The sequence below is a fragment of the Pseudomonas sp. NFACC08-1 genome, assembly GCF_900106735.1.
Lineage (GTDB): Bacteria > Pseudomonadota > Gammaproteobacteria > Pseudomonadales > Pseudomonadaceae > Aquipseudomonas > Aquipseudomonas fluorescens_Q.
In genome coordinates, this window is the sequence record NZ_FNNL01000004.1 from 48170 (window position 1) to 63581 (window position 15412).

At 62.7% G+C, this 15412-nt stretch carries 13 protein-coding genes; 12 read left to right on the forward strand and 1 reads right to left on the reverse strand.

Annotation, left to right across the window (positions count from 1 at the left end; genetic code table 11):
• Position 1: 1 nt before the first annotated feature.
• The gene (locus BLU76_RS09900) at positions 2-892 is read right to left on the reverse strand and encodes a LysR family transcriptional regulator (RefSeq protein ID WP_092149266.1); all 891 of its coding nucleotides are present in this window, start codon (positions 890-892) and stop codon (positions 2-4) included.
• A 157-nt stretch (positions 893-1049) separates the two neighbouring features.
• Here BLU76_RS09900 and leuC point away from each other — a divergent pair, with 157 nt between their 5' ends.
• The 12 genes from leuC (at position 1050) to BLU76_RS09965 (ending at position 15335) form a co-directional block, all read left to right on the forward strand.
• The gene (leuC, locus tag BLU76_RS09905; RefSeq protein WP_092149269.1) at positions 1050-2468 is read left to right on the forward strand and encodes a 3-isopropylmalate dehydratase large subunit; all 1419 of its coding nucleotides are present in this window, start codon (positions 1050-1052) and stop codon (positions 2466-2468) included.
• Positions 2469-2479: 11 nt separating this feature from the next.
• Positions 2480-3124 (forward strand): 3-isopropylmalate dehydratase small subunit, encoded by a 645-nt coding sequence (gene leuD, locus BLU76_RS09910; protein WP_003203864.1) that lies wholly within the window; start codon positions 2480-2482, stop codon positions 3122-3124.
• Between the two features lie 138 nt (positions 3125-3262).
• Positions 3263-4027: a class I SAM-dependent methyltransferase gene (locus BLU76_RS09915; RefSeq protein WP_092222563.1), complete on the forward strand. Its 765-nt coding sequence runs from the start codon at positions 3263-3265 to the stop codon at positions 4025-4027.
• Between the two features lie 62 nt (positions 4028-4089).
• Entirely contained in the window at positions 4090-5172 is a 1083-nt protein-coding gene (gene leuB / locus BLU76_RS09920; RefSeq protein WP_063320312.1) for a 3-isopropylmalate dehydrogenase, read from the forward strand.
• A gap of 54 nt (positions 5173-5226) precedes the next feature.
• Complete coding sequence (gene asd, locus BLU76_RS09925; RefSeq protein WP_063320313.1) at positions 5227-6339, forward strand: aspartate-semialdehyde dehydrogenase; 1113 nt, start codon at positions 5227-5229, stop codon at positions 6337-6339.
• Positions 6340-6492: 153 nt separating this feature from the next.
• Entirely contained in the window at positions 6493-7503 is a 1011-nt protein-coding gene (locus BLU76_RS09930) for an aspartate-semialdehyde dehydrogenase (protein ID WP_092149275.1), read from the forward strand.
• Positions 7504-7713: 210 nt separating this feature from the next.
• On the forward strand, positions 7714-10308 hold the full coding sequence (locus tag BLU76_RS09935) for a FimV/HubP family polar landmark protein (RefSeq protein ID WP_092222565.1): 2595 nt from the start codon (positions 7714-7716) through the stop codon (positions 10306-10308).
• Positions 10309-10679: 371 nt separating this feature from the next.
• Positions 10680-11504: a tRNA pseudouridine(38-40) synthase TruA gene (truA, locus tag BLU76_RS09945; RefSeq protein WP_018610821.1), complete on the forward strand. Its 825-nt coding sequence runs from the start codon at positions 10680-10682 to the stop codon at positions 11502-11504.
• 63 nt (positions 11505-11567) lie between these two features.
• Positions 11568-12200 (forward strand): phosphoribosylanthranilate isomerase, encoded by a 633-nt coding sequence (locus tag BLU76_RS09950; protein ID WP_092222569.1) that lies wholly within the window; start codon positions 11568-11570, stop codon positions 12198-12200.
• 252 nt (positions 12201-12452) lie between these two features.
• Positions 12453-13373: an acetyl-CoA carboxylase, carboxyltransferase subunit beta gene (accD, locus tag BLU76_RS09955; protein ID WP_058546590.1), complete on the forward strand. Its 921-nt coding sequence runs from the start codon at positions 12453-12455 to the stop codon at positions 13371-13373.
• The gene (gene folC / locus BLU76_RS09960; protein WP_092222571.1) at positions 13370-14677 is read left to right on the forward strand and encodes a bifunctional tetrahydrofolate synthase/dihydrofolate synthase; all 1308 of its coding nucleotides are present in this window, start codon (positions 13370-13372) and stop codon (positions 14675-14677) included. Before accD ends, folC begins: the two co-directional genes overlap by 4 nt.
• A complete protein-coding gene (locus tag BLU76_RS09965) occupies positions 14661-15335 on the forward strand; it encodes an SPOR domain-containing protein (protein ID WP_092222573.1) in 675 nt (224 codons plus the stop codon). Before folC ends, BLU76_RS09965 begins: the two co-directional genes overlap by 17 nt.
• Positions 15336-15412 lie beyond the last annotated feature (77 nt).

Below are 15412 nucleotides of genomic sequence, written 5' to 3' on the forward strand. Positions count from 1 at the left end.
CCTATGCCCTTGTCCCTGGCAAATCGATTTGTGCGTCCAGTAAGGCCATGAAAGCCCGTGCGGCATTCGATAGCGTCCGTTCGGTGTGCAAGATATAGCCTAGCTGGCGACTGAGTTGTATGCCCGGCAAAGGAATGCGCGCCACCTGTTCGTCGAGCATGGTGCGCGGCAAGACGCTCCAGGCCAGGCCGATGGAGACCATCATTTTTATGGTTTCCAGGTAATTCGTGCTCATGGCGATGTTCGGCGTCAGGCCCTGGGCTTCGAACAGCCGTTGCACGATGTGATGGGTAAACGTGTTGCCCCCCGGGAAAACCGCTGGATGCAAGGCAACGTCCGCCAGGCTGACCGCGCCGTTTTCCAGCAGCGCATGCTCCGGGGCGACCACGAAATCCAGGGGGTCGTCCCACACTGGCTTGGCCCGTACCAGCGTATGGGGTTCGGGGGCGAGGGTGATGACGGCCAGTTCCGCCCGACCATGGAGGATTTCTTCGTAGGCCACTTCCGAATCCAGGAACTGGATATCCAGCGCCACCTGGGGGTAGCGTCGGGTGAATTCCCGCAATAACGGCGGTAGGCGGTGCAGGCCTATGTGGTGGCTGGTGGCGAGTGTCAGGCGCCCGGTCACTTCGCCGGTCAGGTTGGTCAGGGCGCGGCGGGTGTCGTCCAGCACGTTGAGGATCTGATAGGCCCGAGGCAGCAGGGCCCGGCCCGCCTCGGTCAGGCCCACTTCACGACCGAGACGGTCGAACAGGCGTACCTTGAGCTGTTGTTCGAGGCCGGCAATGCGCTTGCTGATGGCCGGCTGGGTCAGGTGCAAGCGTTCGCCGGCGCCGGAGAAACTGCCCGTCTCGGCGATGGCTATAAAGGCATTGAGGTTGGCGAGGTCCATGGCGGTTCCGGTCAGATTCCAGTTGGTTATGCAAAGCATGAAAAATATGAATTTGAGTTATTTAATGTAACCCCATAGGATCAGCCTCACAAGCCAAGGGGTTATTGATTCGCTCAGGACCCGGGGCATAGAAACAAGCTGATGAGGAAACCGTCTGATGGCCGGCAAAACGCTCTACGACAAGCTCTGGGATTCGCATTTGGTCAAGCAGCGCGACGATGGCTCGGCGCTGATCTATATCGATCGTCACATCATCCACGAAGTGACGTCGCCGCAAGCCTTCGAAGGCCTGCGCCTGGCTGGGCGCAAGCCTTGGCGTATCGATGCCAACATCGCGACCCCGGACCACAACGTACCGACCACCCCGGAGCGCAAGGGCGGCATCGAAGCCATTGTCGACCAGGTCTCGCGCCTGCAGGTCCAGACCCTCGACGATAACTGTGACGAATACGGCATCGTTGAATTCAAGATGAATGACGTGCGCCAAGGCATCGTCCACGTCATCGGCCCGGAGCAGGGCGCGACCTTGCCGGGCATGACCGTGGTCTGTGGCGACTCGCACACCTCGACCCACGGCGCCTTCGGTGCCTTGGCCCATGGCATCGGCACCTCCGAGGTGGAGCATGTGCTCGCCACCCAGTGCCTGGTCGCCAAGAAAATGAAAAACATGCTGGTGCGCGTCGAGGGCAAGTTGCCGTTCGGCGTGACCGCCAAGGACATCGTCCTGGCGGTGATCGGCAAGATCGGCACCGCCGGCGGTAACGGCCATGCCATCGAGTTCGCGGGCAGCGCGATCCGTGACTTGTCCGTCGAAGGCCGCATGACCATCTGCAACATGTCCATCGAGGCCGGTGCCCGCGTGGGCCTGGTGGCCGCCGATGAAAAAACCGTGGAATACGTCAAGGGCCGTCCGTTCGCCCCGAAAGGCGCCGAATGGGACATGGCGGTCGAGGCCTGGAAAGACCTGGTCTCCGATGCCGATGCCAAGTTCGACACCGTGGTCGAGCTCGACGCAACGCAGATCAAGCCGCAAGTCAGCTGGGGCACTTCGCCTGAGATGGTGTTGGCGGTGGACCAGAACGTACCGGATCCGGCCAAGGAAATGGACTTGGTCAAGCGCGACTCCATCGTCCGCGCCTTGAAATACATGGGCTTGAGCGCCAACCAGGCGATCACTGATATTCAGCTCGACCGCGTGTTCATCGGCTCCTGCACCAACTCGCGGATCGAAGACCTGCGCGCCGCAGCAGTGATCGCCAAGGGCCGCAAAGTCGCCTCGACCATCAAGCAGGCCATCGTGGTGCCGGGTTCGGGCCTGGTGAAAGCCCAGGCGGAAGCGGAAGGGCTGGACAAGATTTTCCTCGAAGCCGGTTTCGAATGGCGGGAGCCGGGCTGCTCGATGTGCCTGGCGATGAACCCGGACCGTTTGGAGTCGGGCGAACATTGCGCCTCCACCTCCAACCGTAACTTCGAAGGCCGTCAGGGCGCCGGTGGTCGTACGCACCTGGTGAGTCCGGCCATGGCCGCGGCGGCGGCTGTCAACGGCCGTTTTGTCGACGTCCGCGAATTGATCTGAAGGAGCGCAGCATGAAAGCTTTTACCCAGCACACCGGTCTTGTCGCGCCTTTGGATCGTGCCAACGTCGACACCGACCAGATCATTCCCAAGCAGTTCCTGAAGTCCATCAAGCGCACCGGCTTCGGCCCGAACCTGTTCGACGAGTGGCGCTACCTGGATGTCGGCCAGCCTTACCAGGACAACTCCAAGCGGCCGTTGAACAAGGATTTCGTGCTTAACGCCGAGCGTTACCAAGGCGCCAGCGTGCTGCTGGCCCGTGAGAACTTCGGCTGCGGCTCGAGCCGTGAGCACGCGCCATGGGCCCTGGAAGAGTACGGTTTCCGCAGCATCATCGCGCCGAGCTATGCCGACATTTTCTTCAACAACAGCTTCAAGAACGGTTTGCTGCCGATCATCCTCAGCGATGCTGACGTGGATGAGCTGTTCCAGCAGGTCGAGGCCAACCCGGGCTATCAGTTGCAGATCGACCTGGCCGCCCAGACCGTGACCCGTCCCGACGGCAAGGTGCTGGGTTTCGAGATCGACGCGTTCCGCAAGCATTGCCTGCTCAACGGCCTGGACGATATCGGCCTGACTTTGCAGGACGGCGAGGCGATTGCTGCGTTCGAGGCCAAGCACCGGGCGAGCCAGCCTTGGTTGTTTCGCGATGCTTGATTTTGCGTAAGGCGTAAAGACACCATCGCGAGCAAGCTCGCTCCCACATTGGATTTGCGGCGTTCACAAAGCCCCCGTGGGAGCGAGCTTGCTCGCGATGGGGCCGGCCCAGGCAAGACAAAACCACAAGGACACCCCATGACCAGCACGGCCCACAGTCAGGTTGTACAAAAGCAATTCGGTGAACAGGCCTCGGCCTATCTGAGCAGTGCCGTGCACGCCCAGGGTGCTGAATTCGCGCTGCTACAAGCTGCATTGGCCGGTCGTGGCGATGCCCGGGTGCTGGACCTGGGGTGCGGTGCCGGCCATGTGAGTTTCCACGTGGCGCCGCTGGCCGGTGAAGTAGTGGCTTATGATTTGTCCCAGCAGATGCTCGACGTGGTTGCCACGGCGACTGCCGAGCGTGGCTTGGGTAATATCGGCACGGTACGGGGCGCCGCCGAGCACCTGCCGTTCGCCGACGCTGAGTTCGACTTCGTGTTCAGCCGTTACTCGGCGCATCATTGGAGCGATCTGGGCCTGGCCTTGCGGGAAGTGCGCCGAGTGCTCAAGCCGGGCGGCGTGGCGGCGTTCATCGATGTCCTGTCGCCTGGCGCGCCGTTGCTGGACACGTACCTGCAAAGCGTCGAAGTGCTGCGTGACACCAGCCATGTGCGCGATTATTCGGCCGGTGAGTGGTTGCGGCAGGTCAGCGAGGCGGGGCTGCACACCCGCAGTACTTCGCGTCAGCGCCTGCGCCTGGAGTACCGCTCGTGGGTCGAGCGCATGCGTACCCCCGAGGTGATGCGGGCGGCGATTCTCCAACTGCAGCGCTCGATGGGCGACGAAGTGCGTGAATATTTTCAGATTGAGGCCGATGGTTCGTTCAGTACAGATGTACTGGTGCTGTGGGCCGAGCGATAGCATTTTTCCCGGCCCGCCAGGGACACAAAGCCTGGCGCGCCGATAGCGCAAACGAGGAACGCATGAGCAAGCAGATTCTGATTCTCCCCGGTGACGGTATTGGCCCGGAAATCATGGCCGAAGCGGTCAAGGTCCTGGAGCTGGCAAACGACAAGTATGGCCTGGGCTTCGAACTCAGCCACGACGTGATCGGCGGCGCCGCCATCGACAAGCACGGCGTGCCCCTGGCCGATGAAACTCTGGACCGTGCCCGTGCAGCCGATGCCGTGCTGTTGGGTGCCGTGGGCGGCCCGAAGTGGGACAAGATCGAACGCGACATCCGTCCTGAGCGCGGCCTGCTGAAGATTCGCGCGCAACTGGGCCTGTTCGGCAACCTGCGTCCGGCGATTCTTTATCCGCAACTGGCCGATGCGTCGAGCCTGAAGCCGGAAATCGTCTCGGGCCTGGACATCCTCATCGTCCGCGAGTTGACCGGTGGTATCTACTTCGGCGCCCCGCGTGGCACCCGTGAGCTGGAAAATGGCGAGCGCCAGGCCTATGACACCCTGCCGTACAGCGAAAGCGAAATCCGCCGTATCGCCCGGGTCGGCTTCGACATGGCCCGCGTGCGTGGCAAGAAGCTGTGCTCGGTGGACAAGGCCAACGTACTGGCTTCCAGCCAACTGTGGCGTGAAGTGGTCGAGCAGGTGGCCAAGGATTACCCGGACATCGAACTGAGCCACATGTACGTCGACAACGCCGCCATGCAACTGGTGCGTGCGCCGAAGCAGTTCGACGTGATCGTCACCGACAACATGTTCGGCGACATCCTGTCCGACGAAGCGTCGATGCTCACTGGCTCCATCGGCATGCTGCCGTCGGCCTCCCTGGATGCCAACAACAAGGGCATGTACGAGCCGTGCCACGGTTCGGCGCCGGACATCGCCGGACAGGGCATTGCCAACCCATTGGCGACCATCCTGTCGGTGTCGATGATGCTGCGCTACAGCTTCAACTTGAACGATGCCGCCGACGCGATCGAAAAAGCCGTCAGTGTGGTCCTGGACCAAGGCTTGCGCACCGGTGACATCTGGTCGCAAGGTTGTACCAAAGTCGGTACGCAGCAAATGGGCGATGCAGTAGTCGCCGCGCTGCGGAATCTGTAATCTTTCGGGCCCACCGCTCCGACGGTGGCCCACTTTTGTATAGGTGTAGTTGCGATGAAACGTGTAGGTCTGATCGGTTGGCGCGGCATGGTCGGTTCCGTGCTCATGCAGCGAATGCTGGAAGAGCAGGATTTCGATCTCATTGAGCCGGTGTTTTTCACCACTTCCAATGTCGGTGGCCAGGGCCCGTCCGTGGGCAAGGACATCGGTGCGCTCAAGGATGCCTACAGCATCGAAGAGCTCAAGACCCTCGACGTGATCCTGACCTGCCAGGGTGGCGACTACACCAGCGAAGTCTTCCCCAAGCTGCGTGAAGCCGGCTGGCAGGGTTACTGGATCGACGCCGCCTCCAGCCTGCGCATGCAGGATGACGCGGTGATCATCCTCGACCCGGTCAACCGCAAGGTCATCGACCAGCAGTTGGACGCGGGCACCAAGAACTACATCGGCGGCAACTGCACCGTCAGCCTGATGCTGATGGGCCTGGGCGGCCTGTTCGAAGCGGGTCTGGTGGAATGGATGAGCGCCATGACCTACCAGGCGGCGTCCGGTGCCGGCGCGCAGAACATGCGTGAGCTGATCAAGCAGATGGGCGCCACCCACGCCGCCGTCGCCGATGACCTGGCCAACCCGGCCAGCGCCATCCTCGACATCGACCGCAAGGTCGCTGAGGCGATGCGCAGCGATGCCTACCCGACCGAGAACTTCGGCGTACCGCTGGCCGGCAGCCTGATCCCCTGGATCGACAAGGAACTGCCTAACGGCCAGAGCCGCGAAGAGTGGAAGGCCCAGGCCGAAACCAACAAGATCCTGGGTCGCTTCAAGAGCCCGATCCCGGTGGACGGCATCTGCGTGCGCATCGGCGCCATGCGCTGCCACAGCCAGGCGCTGACCATCAAGCTGAACAAAGACGTGCCGATCGCCGACATCGAAGGGCTGATCAGCCAGCACAACCCTTGGGTCAAGCTGGTACCGAACAACCGCGAAATCAGCATGCAGGAGCTGAGCCCGACCAAGGTCACCGGCACCCTGAACGTACCGGTGGGCCGTCTGCGCAAACTGAACATGGGTTCGCAGTTCGTCGGTGCCTTCACCGTCGGCGACCAACTGCTGTGGGGCGCGGCCGAACCGCTGCGTCGCATGCTGCGGATCCTGCTCGAACGTTGATCGATTGCTGCTGTGAAAGAACCCGTGCCTTGTGAGAGGTGCGGGTTTTTTTATCTCGGTCGGGTGAGTGCCACAGGTTCTCTTGTGTTCAATTGCTTGCCCGCCAGCCACCCGGTAAAGTGCCGCTCCCCACGTTTTACCTGAGGTAGACCCATGAGCCAGTCCTTTGATATTGCCGTGATCGGCGCCACCGGTACTGTTGGCGAAACCCTCGTGCAGATTCTCGAAGAGCGGGACTTCCCGGTCGGCAACCTGCACCTGCTGGCCAGCAGCGAATCGGCAGGCAGCTCGGTGATGTTCCGCGGCAAAAACGTGCGGGTGCGCGAGGTCGATGAGTTCGACTTCAGCAAGGTCCAACTGGTGTTCTTCGCCGCTGGTCCGGCAGTGACCCTGAGTTTCGCCCCGCGGGCCACGGCGGCTGGCTGTGCGCTGATCGACCTGTCCGGGGCCTTGCCGCCTGAACAGGCCCCGCAGATCGTGCCGGAAGCCAATGCCCAGATGCTCGCCGGCTTGGGCAAGCCGTTGCAGGTCAGCAGCCCCAGCGCTTCGGCCACGGCCTTGGCGGTGGTGCTGGCGCCGCTGCGCGAATGCCTGGACTTGCAGCGCATCAGCCTGACCGCGAGCCTCGCTGTGTCGGCCCAGGGCCGCGTGGCGGTGAGCGAATTGGCGCGCCAGACCGCCGAGCTGCTCAACGCCCGTCCGCTGGAGCCGAAATTCTTTGATCGACAGATGGCGTTCAACCTGCTGGCCCAGGTCGGCACCCCGGACGAGCAGGGTCATACGCAGCTGGAAAAGCGCCTGGTCCGCGAGTTGCGCCAGCTGCTGAATCAACCTTTGTTAAAGATTTCCGTAACTTGCATTCAAGCCCCGGTGTTTTTTGGCGATAGCTTTAGCGTGACTGTGCAGTCTGCGAGTCCCATCGACCTGGTCAAGGTCAACGCGGCGTTGGAAGCGGCACCCGGTATCGAGTTGGTGGATGCGGGCGATTATCCGACGGCGGTGGGCGATGCGGTGGGGCAGGATGTGGTCTACGTTGGTCGTGTGCGCGGTGGGATCGACGATCCGGCGGAACTAAATATGTGGCTGACGTCAGATAACGTGCGCAAGGGCGCGGCACTCAATGCCGTGCAGGTGGCTGAGTTGTTGATAAAAGACTTGCTGTAAAAGATACTTGGCATCAATTTGTCGAATGATTCTAGCTGGGCGCTATGCTTGGTCGGAGTGCTGAAGGCGAACATCCCTCTGGGCGACTTTCCCGGGGCATGAGTGAAATGATCGCGCGCACCGTCGCATCGGGGCTGCGCGCAATGCCTTACGGCAGCGGCATCAATACCTTCTCGCTGGCCGAGGAATGTTCAAACAAAGGAAGAGGCTATGGTTCAAGTTCGCAAACTGGTGTTAGCAATAGCGGCCGCCTCGGCGCTGTCCTCCGGTATGGCGCAAGCGCTCGGGCTCGGGGAATTGACCCTGAAGTCGACGCCGAACCAGCCTCTGGTCGCCGAGATCGAGTTGCTCGACGTCCAGCAACTGACCGCTGCCGAAGTCGTGCCGAGCCTGGCCTCGCCCGATGACTTCGCCAAGGCCGGCGTCGACCGCCAGGCCTTTCTCAACGACCTGAGCTTCACCCCGGTGATCAACGCCAATGGCAAGAGCATCCTGCGGGTAACGTCTAGCCGGCCGCTGTCTGAACCGATGGTCAAGTTCCTGGTGCAGGTGATGTGGCCCAACGGCCGTCTGCTGCGCGACTACAGCGTATTGCTCGATCCTTCAAAATTCTCGCCACAGGCCGCTGACGCTGTCCGGGCGAAACCGCCCCAGGTCGTGGCCACGCCGGTCACCGGGGCCACCAAGCCTTCCCAATACACCACCACGCCGCGCGATACCCTGTGGGAAATCGCCGCCAAGGTGCGTAATGGTGGATCGGTCCAGCAAACCATGCTTGCGATCCAGGCGTTGAACCCGAACGCATTCATCAACGGCAACATCAACCTGCTCAAGACCGGTCAGGTCTTGCGCCTGCCCGACCCGGTGCAAAGCACTGCACTGCCGCAACCCCAGGCCATCGCTGAAGTGGCTGCGCAGAACGCCGCCTGGCGCTCGGGTCGCCGTGGCGTGGCGGGTGCTGGCAAGCAGCAGTTGGATGCCACCAAGCGTGGCCGTGGCGAAGGCGCGCCGGCGCAGGCTGCCGGTCGCGACAACTTGAGCCTGGTGTCGGCCGACTCGGCGAAGGCGGGCGGCAAGGGCAAGGGCGCTGCCGGTGATGCCCAGGCGCTTAGCAACAAGCTTGCAGTCACCCAGGAAAGCCTCGACTCGGCTCGCCGGGATAACGAAGAACTGAAAAGTCGCATGGCAGATCTGCAGAGCCAACTGGACAAACTGCAGCGCCTGATCGAGCTGAAGAACAACCAACTGGCCAAGATGCAGGCCGAAGGTGCTGCCGTTCCTCCTGCTGGCGAGGCACCTCCTGCAATGTCCGCAGAGTTGACCCCTGCGCCAGCGGCACAGGCCCCGACGGCTGCGCCTGCGCCAGAGGCGGCCCCGGAAGCGACGCCGCCTGCCGCTCCGGTCGAGCCGACGCCTGCCGCGTCCAACGAACAAAAATACAATGACCTGCTGACCAACCCGATTCTGCTGGGATTGATTGGCGGCGGCGCGGTGCTCCTGCTGTTGCTGCTGTTGTTGCTCGCCCGTCGCCGCAAGGCTCAACAGGAAGCGGAAAAGCATTTGCGCATGGCTCGAGCCCTTGAGGAGGAGGCTGACTTCTCCCCGGAGCTCGATCTGCCCCCGAGCAGCTTCGAGGGCATTGATGTTCCACCGCCAAGCGTGAAACTCGAGCCAAAACCCGCGCCTGCCCCTGCGCCAGTACCCAAGCCGGCTTCGGTGGTCGCGCCTGTGGTGGTCACACCGCCTATCGCGGCGCCATTGGTGGCTCCGGCTGCCGAGCGCTCCGACGACGTGCTGCCCCAGGCCCAGTCCCATATCGACCGCGGTCGCTTGAACCAGGCCGCTGACTTGCTTGAGCAAGGCATCAAGGCCGAGCCTCAGCGCAGCGACCTGCGCCTGAAGCTGATGGAAGTCTACGGTCAGCAGGGCGACCGCGACGCTTTCGTCGCCCAAGAACGCCAATTGGTGGCCAATGGCGAGAATTTCGCCCAGGTCGAACAGCTGAAAAGCCGTTTCCCGGCCATGGTGGTCGCCACCGCCGCAGGCTTGGCCGCCGCGACCGTGGCAGCAGAGCTGGACGCGCAGTACGTCAAGGACCTGCTGGAAGACAAGACGCCGACCGACGAGGAGTTGGACAACGCTTTCGACCTGAGCCTGGATGACCTGGAAGCGACCCCGGTTGCGCCGGCGCCAGAGCCTGTCGCTGAGCTGGACGCGTTCCCGGAAGATGACGACCTGAGTTTCGAGTCGGTGCTCAAGCAGCAGACTGAAGCCAACGAAAGCCTGGACGACCTGTCGGAATTCGACCTGGACCTGGGCGCCGAGGCGCCGACGCCGGTTGCGGCGCTCGACGATGAAGACTTCCTGCTGGACTTGGACGACGACCTCAAGGGCCTGGATCTGCCTGCAACTGAAACGCCAGCCTTGGCCGACATCCCAGCCGACGATCTCGAACTGCCAGCGGATTTCGATCTGTCCCTGTCTGACGAAATGGACGCGCACGATGCGCCCAAGGATGCCTTCGAGTCCGAGCTGGACGATGTGAACGCCGAGCTGGATCGCCTGTCCGACAGCCTGGGCCAGCCGACGTTTACCGCCGAAGATGCCTTGGTCGGCGCCGAAGACGAACCGGACTTCGACTTCCTTAGCGGTACCGATGAAGTGGCGACCAAGCTCGATCTGGCCCAGGCCTACATCGACATGGGCGACAACGACGGCGCCCGCGACATCCTCGGCGAAGTCCTCAGCGAAGGCGACGCCACCCAGAAGAGCGAAGCGCAGGAGATGTTGTCGCGCCTGGCGTGAATCAGCGGTTATGCAAAAACGGCAGCCAGTGAGGCTGCCGTTTTTTTTGCGGGTGATTCGCACCGCTCTTGGTGGCGAGGGAGCTTGCTCCCGCTCGAGTGCGCAGCGCTCGCAAAAGTGCTCGACGCACCATGGAGAGGGTCTGCTTCGCAGCCCAGCGGGAGCAAGCTCCCTCGCCACAAGGGCTTGTCTTGGTCCGGAAAATCACCTGAGCCTCTGTGGGAGCGAGCTTGCTCGCGATAGCGCCAGCCCATTCGACACAGGATCACCCGCCGGACTGGCATCCCAAGCCATCGGCCTTATAATGCCCGCCTTTGCGTACTTCAGCAGGCTGTAATTCCTTGGCAAACATAGACAACCCGGCCGCCGAAATGGCGGCCGACGGCTTTTTCCGGATCGCCTTGGGCGTTGAATACAAAGGCTCGCGCTATCGTGGCTGGCAGCGCCAGGCTTCCGGTGTGTTGACGGTGCAGGAAACCCTCGAAAACGCCCTGTCCAAAGTCGCTGACTCGCCCGTGTCGCTGCATTGCGCCGGCCGTACCGATGCCGGCGTGCATGCCTGCGGCCAAGTGGTGCATTTCGACACCCAGGTCGAGCGTTCGATGAAGGCCTGGGTGATGGGCGCCAACATCAACTTGCCCCACGACGTCAGCGTCAGTTGGGCGAAGGTGATGCCGGCGCATTTCCATGCACGCTTCAAGGCCATCGCCCGGCGTTATCGCTACGTGATCTACAACGATCAGATCCGCCCGGCGCACCTGAATGAAGAAATCACCTGGAATCACCGCCCGCTGGACGTCGAACGCATGGCCGAGGCCGCGCAATACCTGGTCGGTGTCCATGATTTCAGCGCCTTCCGTGCCGGCCAGTGCCAGGCCAAATCGCCGATCAAGGAGTTGCATCACCTGCGCGTGACCCGTCACGGCAAGATGATCGTGCTCGACATCCGCGCCAGCGCGTTCCTGCATCACATGGTGCGCAACATTGCCGGCGTGCTGATGACCATTGGTGCTGGCGAACGGCCGGTGGAGTGGATCAAGGAAGTGCTCGACAGTCGTGTCCGTCGCTCCGGTGGCGTCACCGCGCACCCGTTTGGCTTGTACCTGGTACAGGTCGAATATCGCGATGAATTCGAGCTGCCGGAGCGTTACATCGGGCCACATTTCCTCACGGGCTTCTCGGAACTCGACGGCTGACGCCCTCCGCAGCATTTGCTACCATCCGGGACTTTCACGGATTTGCCTGAGGTTTTACCCACCATGCCGGTCGTTCGCAGCAAGATTTGCGGGATTACCCGCGTCGAGGACGCGTTGGCGGCTGTCGAGGCCGGGGCCGATGCCATCGGGCTGGTGTTTTATGCCAAGAGCCCGCGCGCGGTGACGGTGCAGCAGGCGAGGGCGATTATCCAGGCCTTGCCGCCGTTCGTGACGCCCGTGGGCCTGTTCGTCGACGCCAGTCGTTGCGAGTTGGGTGAAATACTCGATGCGGTGCCGCTGGGCCTGTTGCAGTTTCATGGCGACGAGGCCCCGGCCGATTGCGAAGGCTGGCATCGTCCGTACATCAAGGCGTTGCGGGTCAAGGCCGGGGATGACATTGCCGCCAGTTGCGCAGCGTTCGCCAGTGCCAGCGGCATTTTGCTGGACACCTATGTGGAAGGCGTTCCCGGAGGGACCGGCGAAGCGTTCGATTGGTCGCTGGTGCCCCAAGGCCTGGACAAACCGATCATCCTGGCCGGTGGCCTGACCGTGGACAACGTGGCCCAGGCCATTCGCCAGGTTCGCCCTTACGCGGTGGACGTGAGCGGAGGTGTGGAGCAGGGCAAGGGCATCAAGGACCCTGCAAAGATTCGTGCATTCATGGCCGCTGTGCGCAGCAGCCAGTCGTCAATGTGACGGCTGGCAGACTGCCGCCGTCCATACCAGCACTGTACAAAGCAGGCAGGTGCCGCCTCCGGGTGGGCCGATAGCGAAGTGGTAGCCGCCGTGCGGTTGCCGGGATGGCTGAGGAAGGTTGGGTTGCACGCAGGTCATGTTTTGCACTGACCGTGGTGGCCCCTCGACTCGCCGCACAATGAATTTAGCTCAAGGGCATACGCGGGGCCGCGAACCAAAGCGTTCGGGCCGCCGGTACTGGAGAAAGAAAGCATGAGCAACTGGTTGGTAGACAAACTGATCCCTTCGATCATGCGTTCCGAGGTGAAGAAAAGCTCGGTGCCTGAAGGTCTGTGGCACAAATGTCCATCCTGCGAAGCGGTGCTGTACCGCCCCGAGCTGGAAAAGACCCTGGACGTTTGCCCCAAGTGCAACCATCACATGCGCATCAGTGCGCGTGCCCGTATCGACATTTTCCTCGATGCAGAAGGCCGTGTTGAGCTGGGTGCCGACCTGGAGCCAGTGGACCGTCTGAAATTCCGTGACGGCAAGAAGTACAAGGATCGCCTGACCGCTGCCCAGAAGCAGACCGGCGAAAAAGACGCGCTGATATCCATGAGTGGCACCCTGCTGGGCATGCCGGTGGTGGTGTCGGCCTTCGAATTTTCCTTCATGGGCGGCTCCATGGGTGCCATCGTCGGTGAGCGCTTCGTTCGTGCCGCCAACTACGCTCTGGAAAACCGTTGCCCGATGATCTGCTTCGCCGCTTCCGGCGGTGCGCGGATGCAGGAAGCGCTGATCTCCCTGATGCAAATGGCCAAGACCTCCGCGGTGCTGGCGCGTCTGCGCGAAGAAGGCATTCCGTTCATCTCGGTGCTGACCGACCCGGTCTACGGTGGTGTTTCCGCCAGTCTGGCCATGTTGGGCGACGTGATCGTCGGCGAGCCGAAAGCCTTGATCGGCTTTGCCGGCCCGCGCGTGATCGAGCAGACCGTGCGTGAAAAACTGCCGGAAGGCTTCCAGCGCAGTGAGTTCCTGCTGGAGCACGGCGCCATCGATATGATCATCCATCGTCAGGAGTTGCGTCCGCGCCTGGGCAATCTGCTGGCGCAACTGATGGGGCTGCCGACGCCGAAATTCGTCGCCGCGCCGATCGAGCCGATCGTGGTTCCGCCAGTGCCTGCCGGACTATGACCCAACGCACCCTGGGCGACTGGCTTGCCTACCTCGAGCAGTTGCATCCTTCGGCCATCGACATGGGGCTGGAGCGGTCGCAAGCGGTAGCGTCCCGGATGGGGCTGTCCAAGCCGGCGCCCCGGGTCATCACCGTCACTGGCACCAACGGCAAGGGTTCGACCTGCGCCTTCGTGGCTTCGCTGCTGCGGGCCCAGGGGCTGGGCGTCGGTGTCTACAGCTCGCCGCACCTGCTGCGCTACAACGAGCGGGTGCAAGTGAACGGCGTCGAAGCCACTGACGTCCAGCTGTGCGAAGCCTTTGCCGCGGTGGAAGCCGGGCGAGGCGATACAACCCTCACGTATTTCGAGATGGGCACCCTGGCGGCGTTCTGGTTGTTTGCCCGTGCCGGTCTCGATGCGGTTGTACTGGAGGTCGGCCTGGGCGGACGGTTGGATACGGTCAACCTGGTGGACGCAGACATTGCACTGGTCACCAGCATTGGTGTGGACCATGCCGATTACCTGGGCGATACCCGCGAATCCGTGGCCTTCGAGAAGGCCGGCATCTTTCGCCGGTGCGCGCCTGCGCTTTGCGGCGATCTCAATCCCCCCCAGCCGTTGCTGGACAAGGTGCGCGAATTGAGCTGCCCGTTCTTTCTGCGCGGGCGGGATTTCGACCTGGCGATGACCGAGCAGCATTGGCAATGGCGCGGCAGCGACCTGCAGGGCAATCCAGTGGAGTTGCACGATCTGCCCTTGCTGGACCTGCCGATGGAAAACGCCGCGCTGGCGCTCCAGGCCTATCTGTTGCTGGGCTTGCCATGGGATGCCGGGCAAATCGTCCAGGCGCTGCAGGCGACCCGTGTGGTCGGGCGCCTCGATCGTCGTCAGTTCGACTGGCAAGGCAAGCGTCTGAACCTGTTGCTGGATGTCGGCCATAACCCCCACGCGGCGCAGTACCTGGCCGAGCGCCTGGCACGGCGACCCGTGGTGGGGCGGCGCCTGGCGGTGTTCGGGCTACTGTCTGACAAGGATCTGGATGGCGTTGTCGAGGCGTTGGGTGCTAGTGTCCAGCATTGGGCGGTGACGCCACTGGATTCGCCGCGCTCGCGTACCGCGGCGCAGTTGCAGGAAGCCTTGCAGCGCCATGGCGCTTCAGTGCAGGCCTACGCTAGCGTGGCCGCCGCGCTGGAAGGGCAGTGCGCGCTGGCGACGGTCGATGATGAAATCCTGCTGTTCGGATCATTTTTTTGTGTTGCCGAGGCCCTTCAATGGTTGGCCCGGCGCTCCACGGAGGAGGCTGCAGATGGCATTGCTGGATAAGGCGTACAAGCAGCGCATGGTCGGGGCCTTGGTGTTGGTGGCCCTGGCGGTGATTTTCCTGCCGATGCTGTTTTCCCGTCAGGACGAGCAACGCCAGGTCACGGTCGACGCGCCGGCCGCGCCCCAGGCACCTTCGGTGCCGCCTGTGCAAGTCGAGCCAGTGGCGGTGCCCGAGCCCCAGGCGTTGCCTCAGGAACCTGTCCCGAGCGACGAGGAGTTGGCCGAGCAACCGGCGCCGTCGATGCCGATTGCGCCTGCACCCGCAACGCCTGCGCCTGCCGCACCGACCAAACCGTCAGTCGCTCCGAGTCCAGCTCCCGTTCCGGCTGCTCCAGCGGTCAAGCCGGCCCCAAGCCAGCCGATTACCGCCGCCACGACCAAGCCTGACACCACGCAAAGCCGCGTGGATGCCAATGGCCTGTCGGTCAGCTGGTCGGTGCAACTGGCCAGCCTGACCAGCCGTGAAAGTGCCGAGAACTTGCAGAAAACCCTGCGCAGCCAGGGCTACAACGCCTACATCCGTTCCGCCGATGGCAAGAACCGGGTGTTTGTCGGGCCGCTGATCGAGCGTGCCGAAGCCGACCGCCTGCGTGATCTGCTCAGCCGCCAGCAGAACCTCAAGGGTTTTGTGGTGCGCTTCCAGCCAGAGCGCGGCTGACAGCGATTTGGCTGATTTGAATCGTGCAGCTTACCGACAGCCCTGCGCTCTGCTAAAATGCGCCGCCTTATCCGTCT

Bases quoted from the DNA above. Each gene is read 5' to 3' on its own strand.
- truA (WP_018610821.1), top strand. From the start codon at position 10,680: ATGGCGGCCGACGGCTTTTTCCGGATCGCCTTGGGCGTTGAATACAAA.
- BLU76_RS09950 (WP_092222569.1), top strand. From the start codon at position 11,568: ATGCCGGTCGTTCGCAGCAAGATTTGCGGGATTACCCGCGTCGAGGAC.
- accD (WP_058546590.1), top strand. From the start codon at position 12,453: ATGAGCAACTGGTTGGTAGACAAACTGATCCCTTCGATCATGCGTTCC.
- asd (WP_063320313.1), top strand. From the start codon at position 5,227: ATGAAACGTGTAGGTCTGATCGGTTGGCGCGGCATGGTCGGTTCCGTG.
- leuC (WP_092149269.1), top strand. From the start codon at position 1,050: ATGGCCGGCAAAACGCTCTACGACAAGCTCTGGGATTCGCATTTGGTC.
- BLU76_RS09915 (WP_092222563.1), top strand. From the start codon at position 3,263: ATGACCAGCACGGCCCACAGTCAGGTTGTACAAAAGCAATTCGGTGAA.
- BLU76_RS09935 (WP_092222565.1), top strand. From the start codon at position 7,714: ATGGTTCAAGTTCGCAAACTGGTGTTAGCAATAGCGGCCGCCTCGGCG.
- BLU76_RS09900 (WP_092149266.1), bottom strand. From the start codon at position 892: ATGGACCTCGCCAACCTCAATGCCTTTATAGCCATCGCCGAGACGGGC.
- BLU76_RS09930 (WP_092149275.1), top strand. From the start codon at position 6,493: ATGAGCCAGTCCTTTGATATTGCCGTGATCGGCGCCACCGGTACTGTT.
- folC (WP_092222571.1), top strand. From the start codon at position 13,370: ATGACCCAACGCACCCTGGGCGACTGGCTTGCCTACCTCGAGCAGTTG.
- leuD (WP_003203864.1), top strand. From the start codon at position 2,480: ATGAAAGCTTTTACCCAGCACACCGGTCTTGTCGCGCCTTTGGATCGT.
- BLU76_RS09965 (WP_092222573.1), top strand. From the start codon at position 14,661: ATGGCATTGCTGGATAAGGCGTACAAGCAGCGCATGGTCGGGGCCTTG.
- leuB (WP_063320312.1), top strand. From the start codon at position 4,090: ATGAGCAAGCAGATTCTGATTCTCCCCGGTGACGGTATTGGCCCGGAA.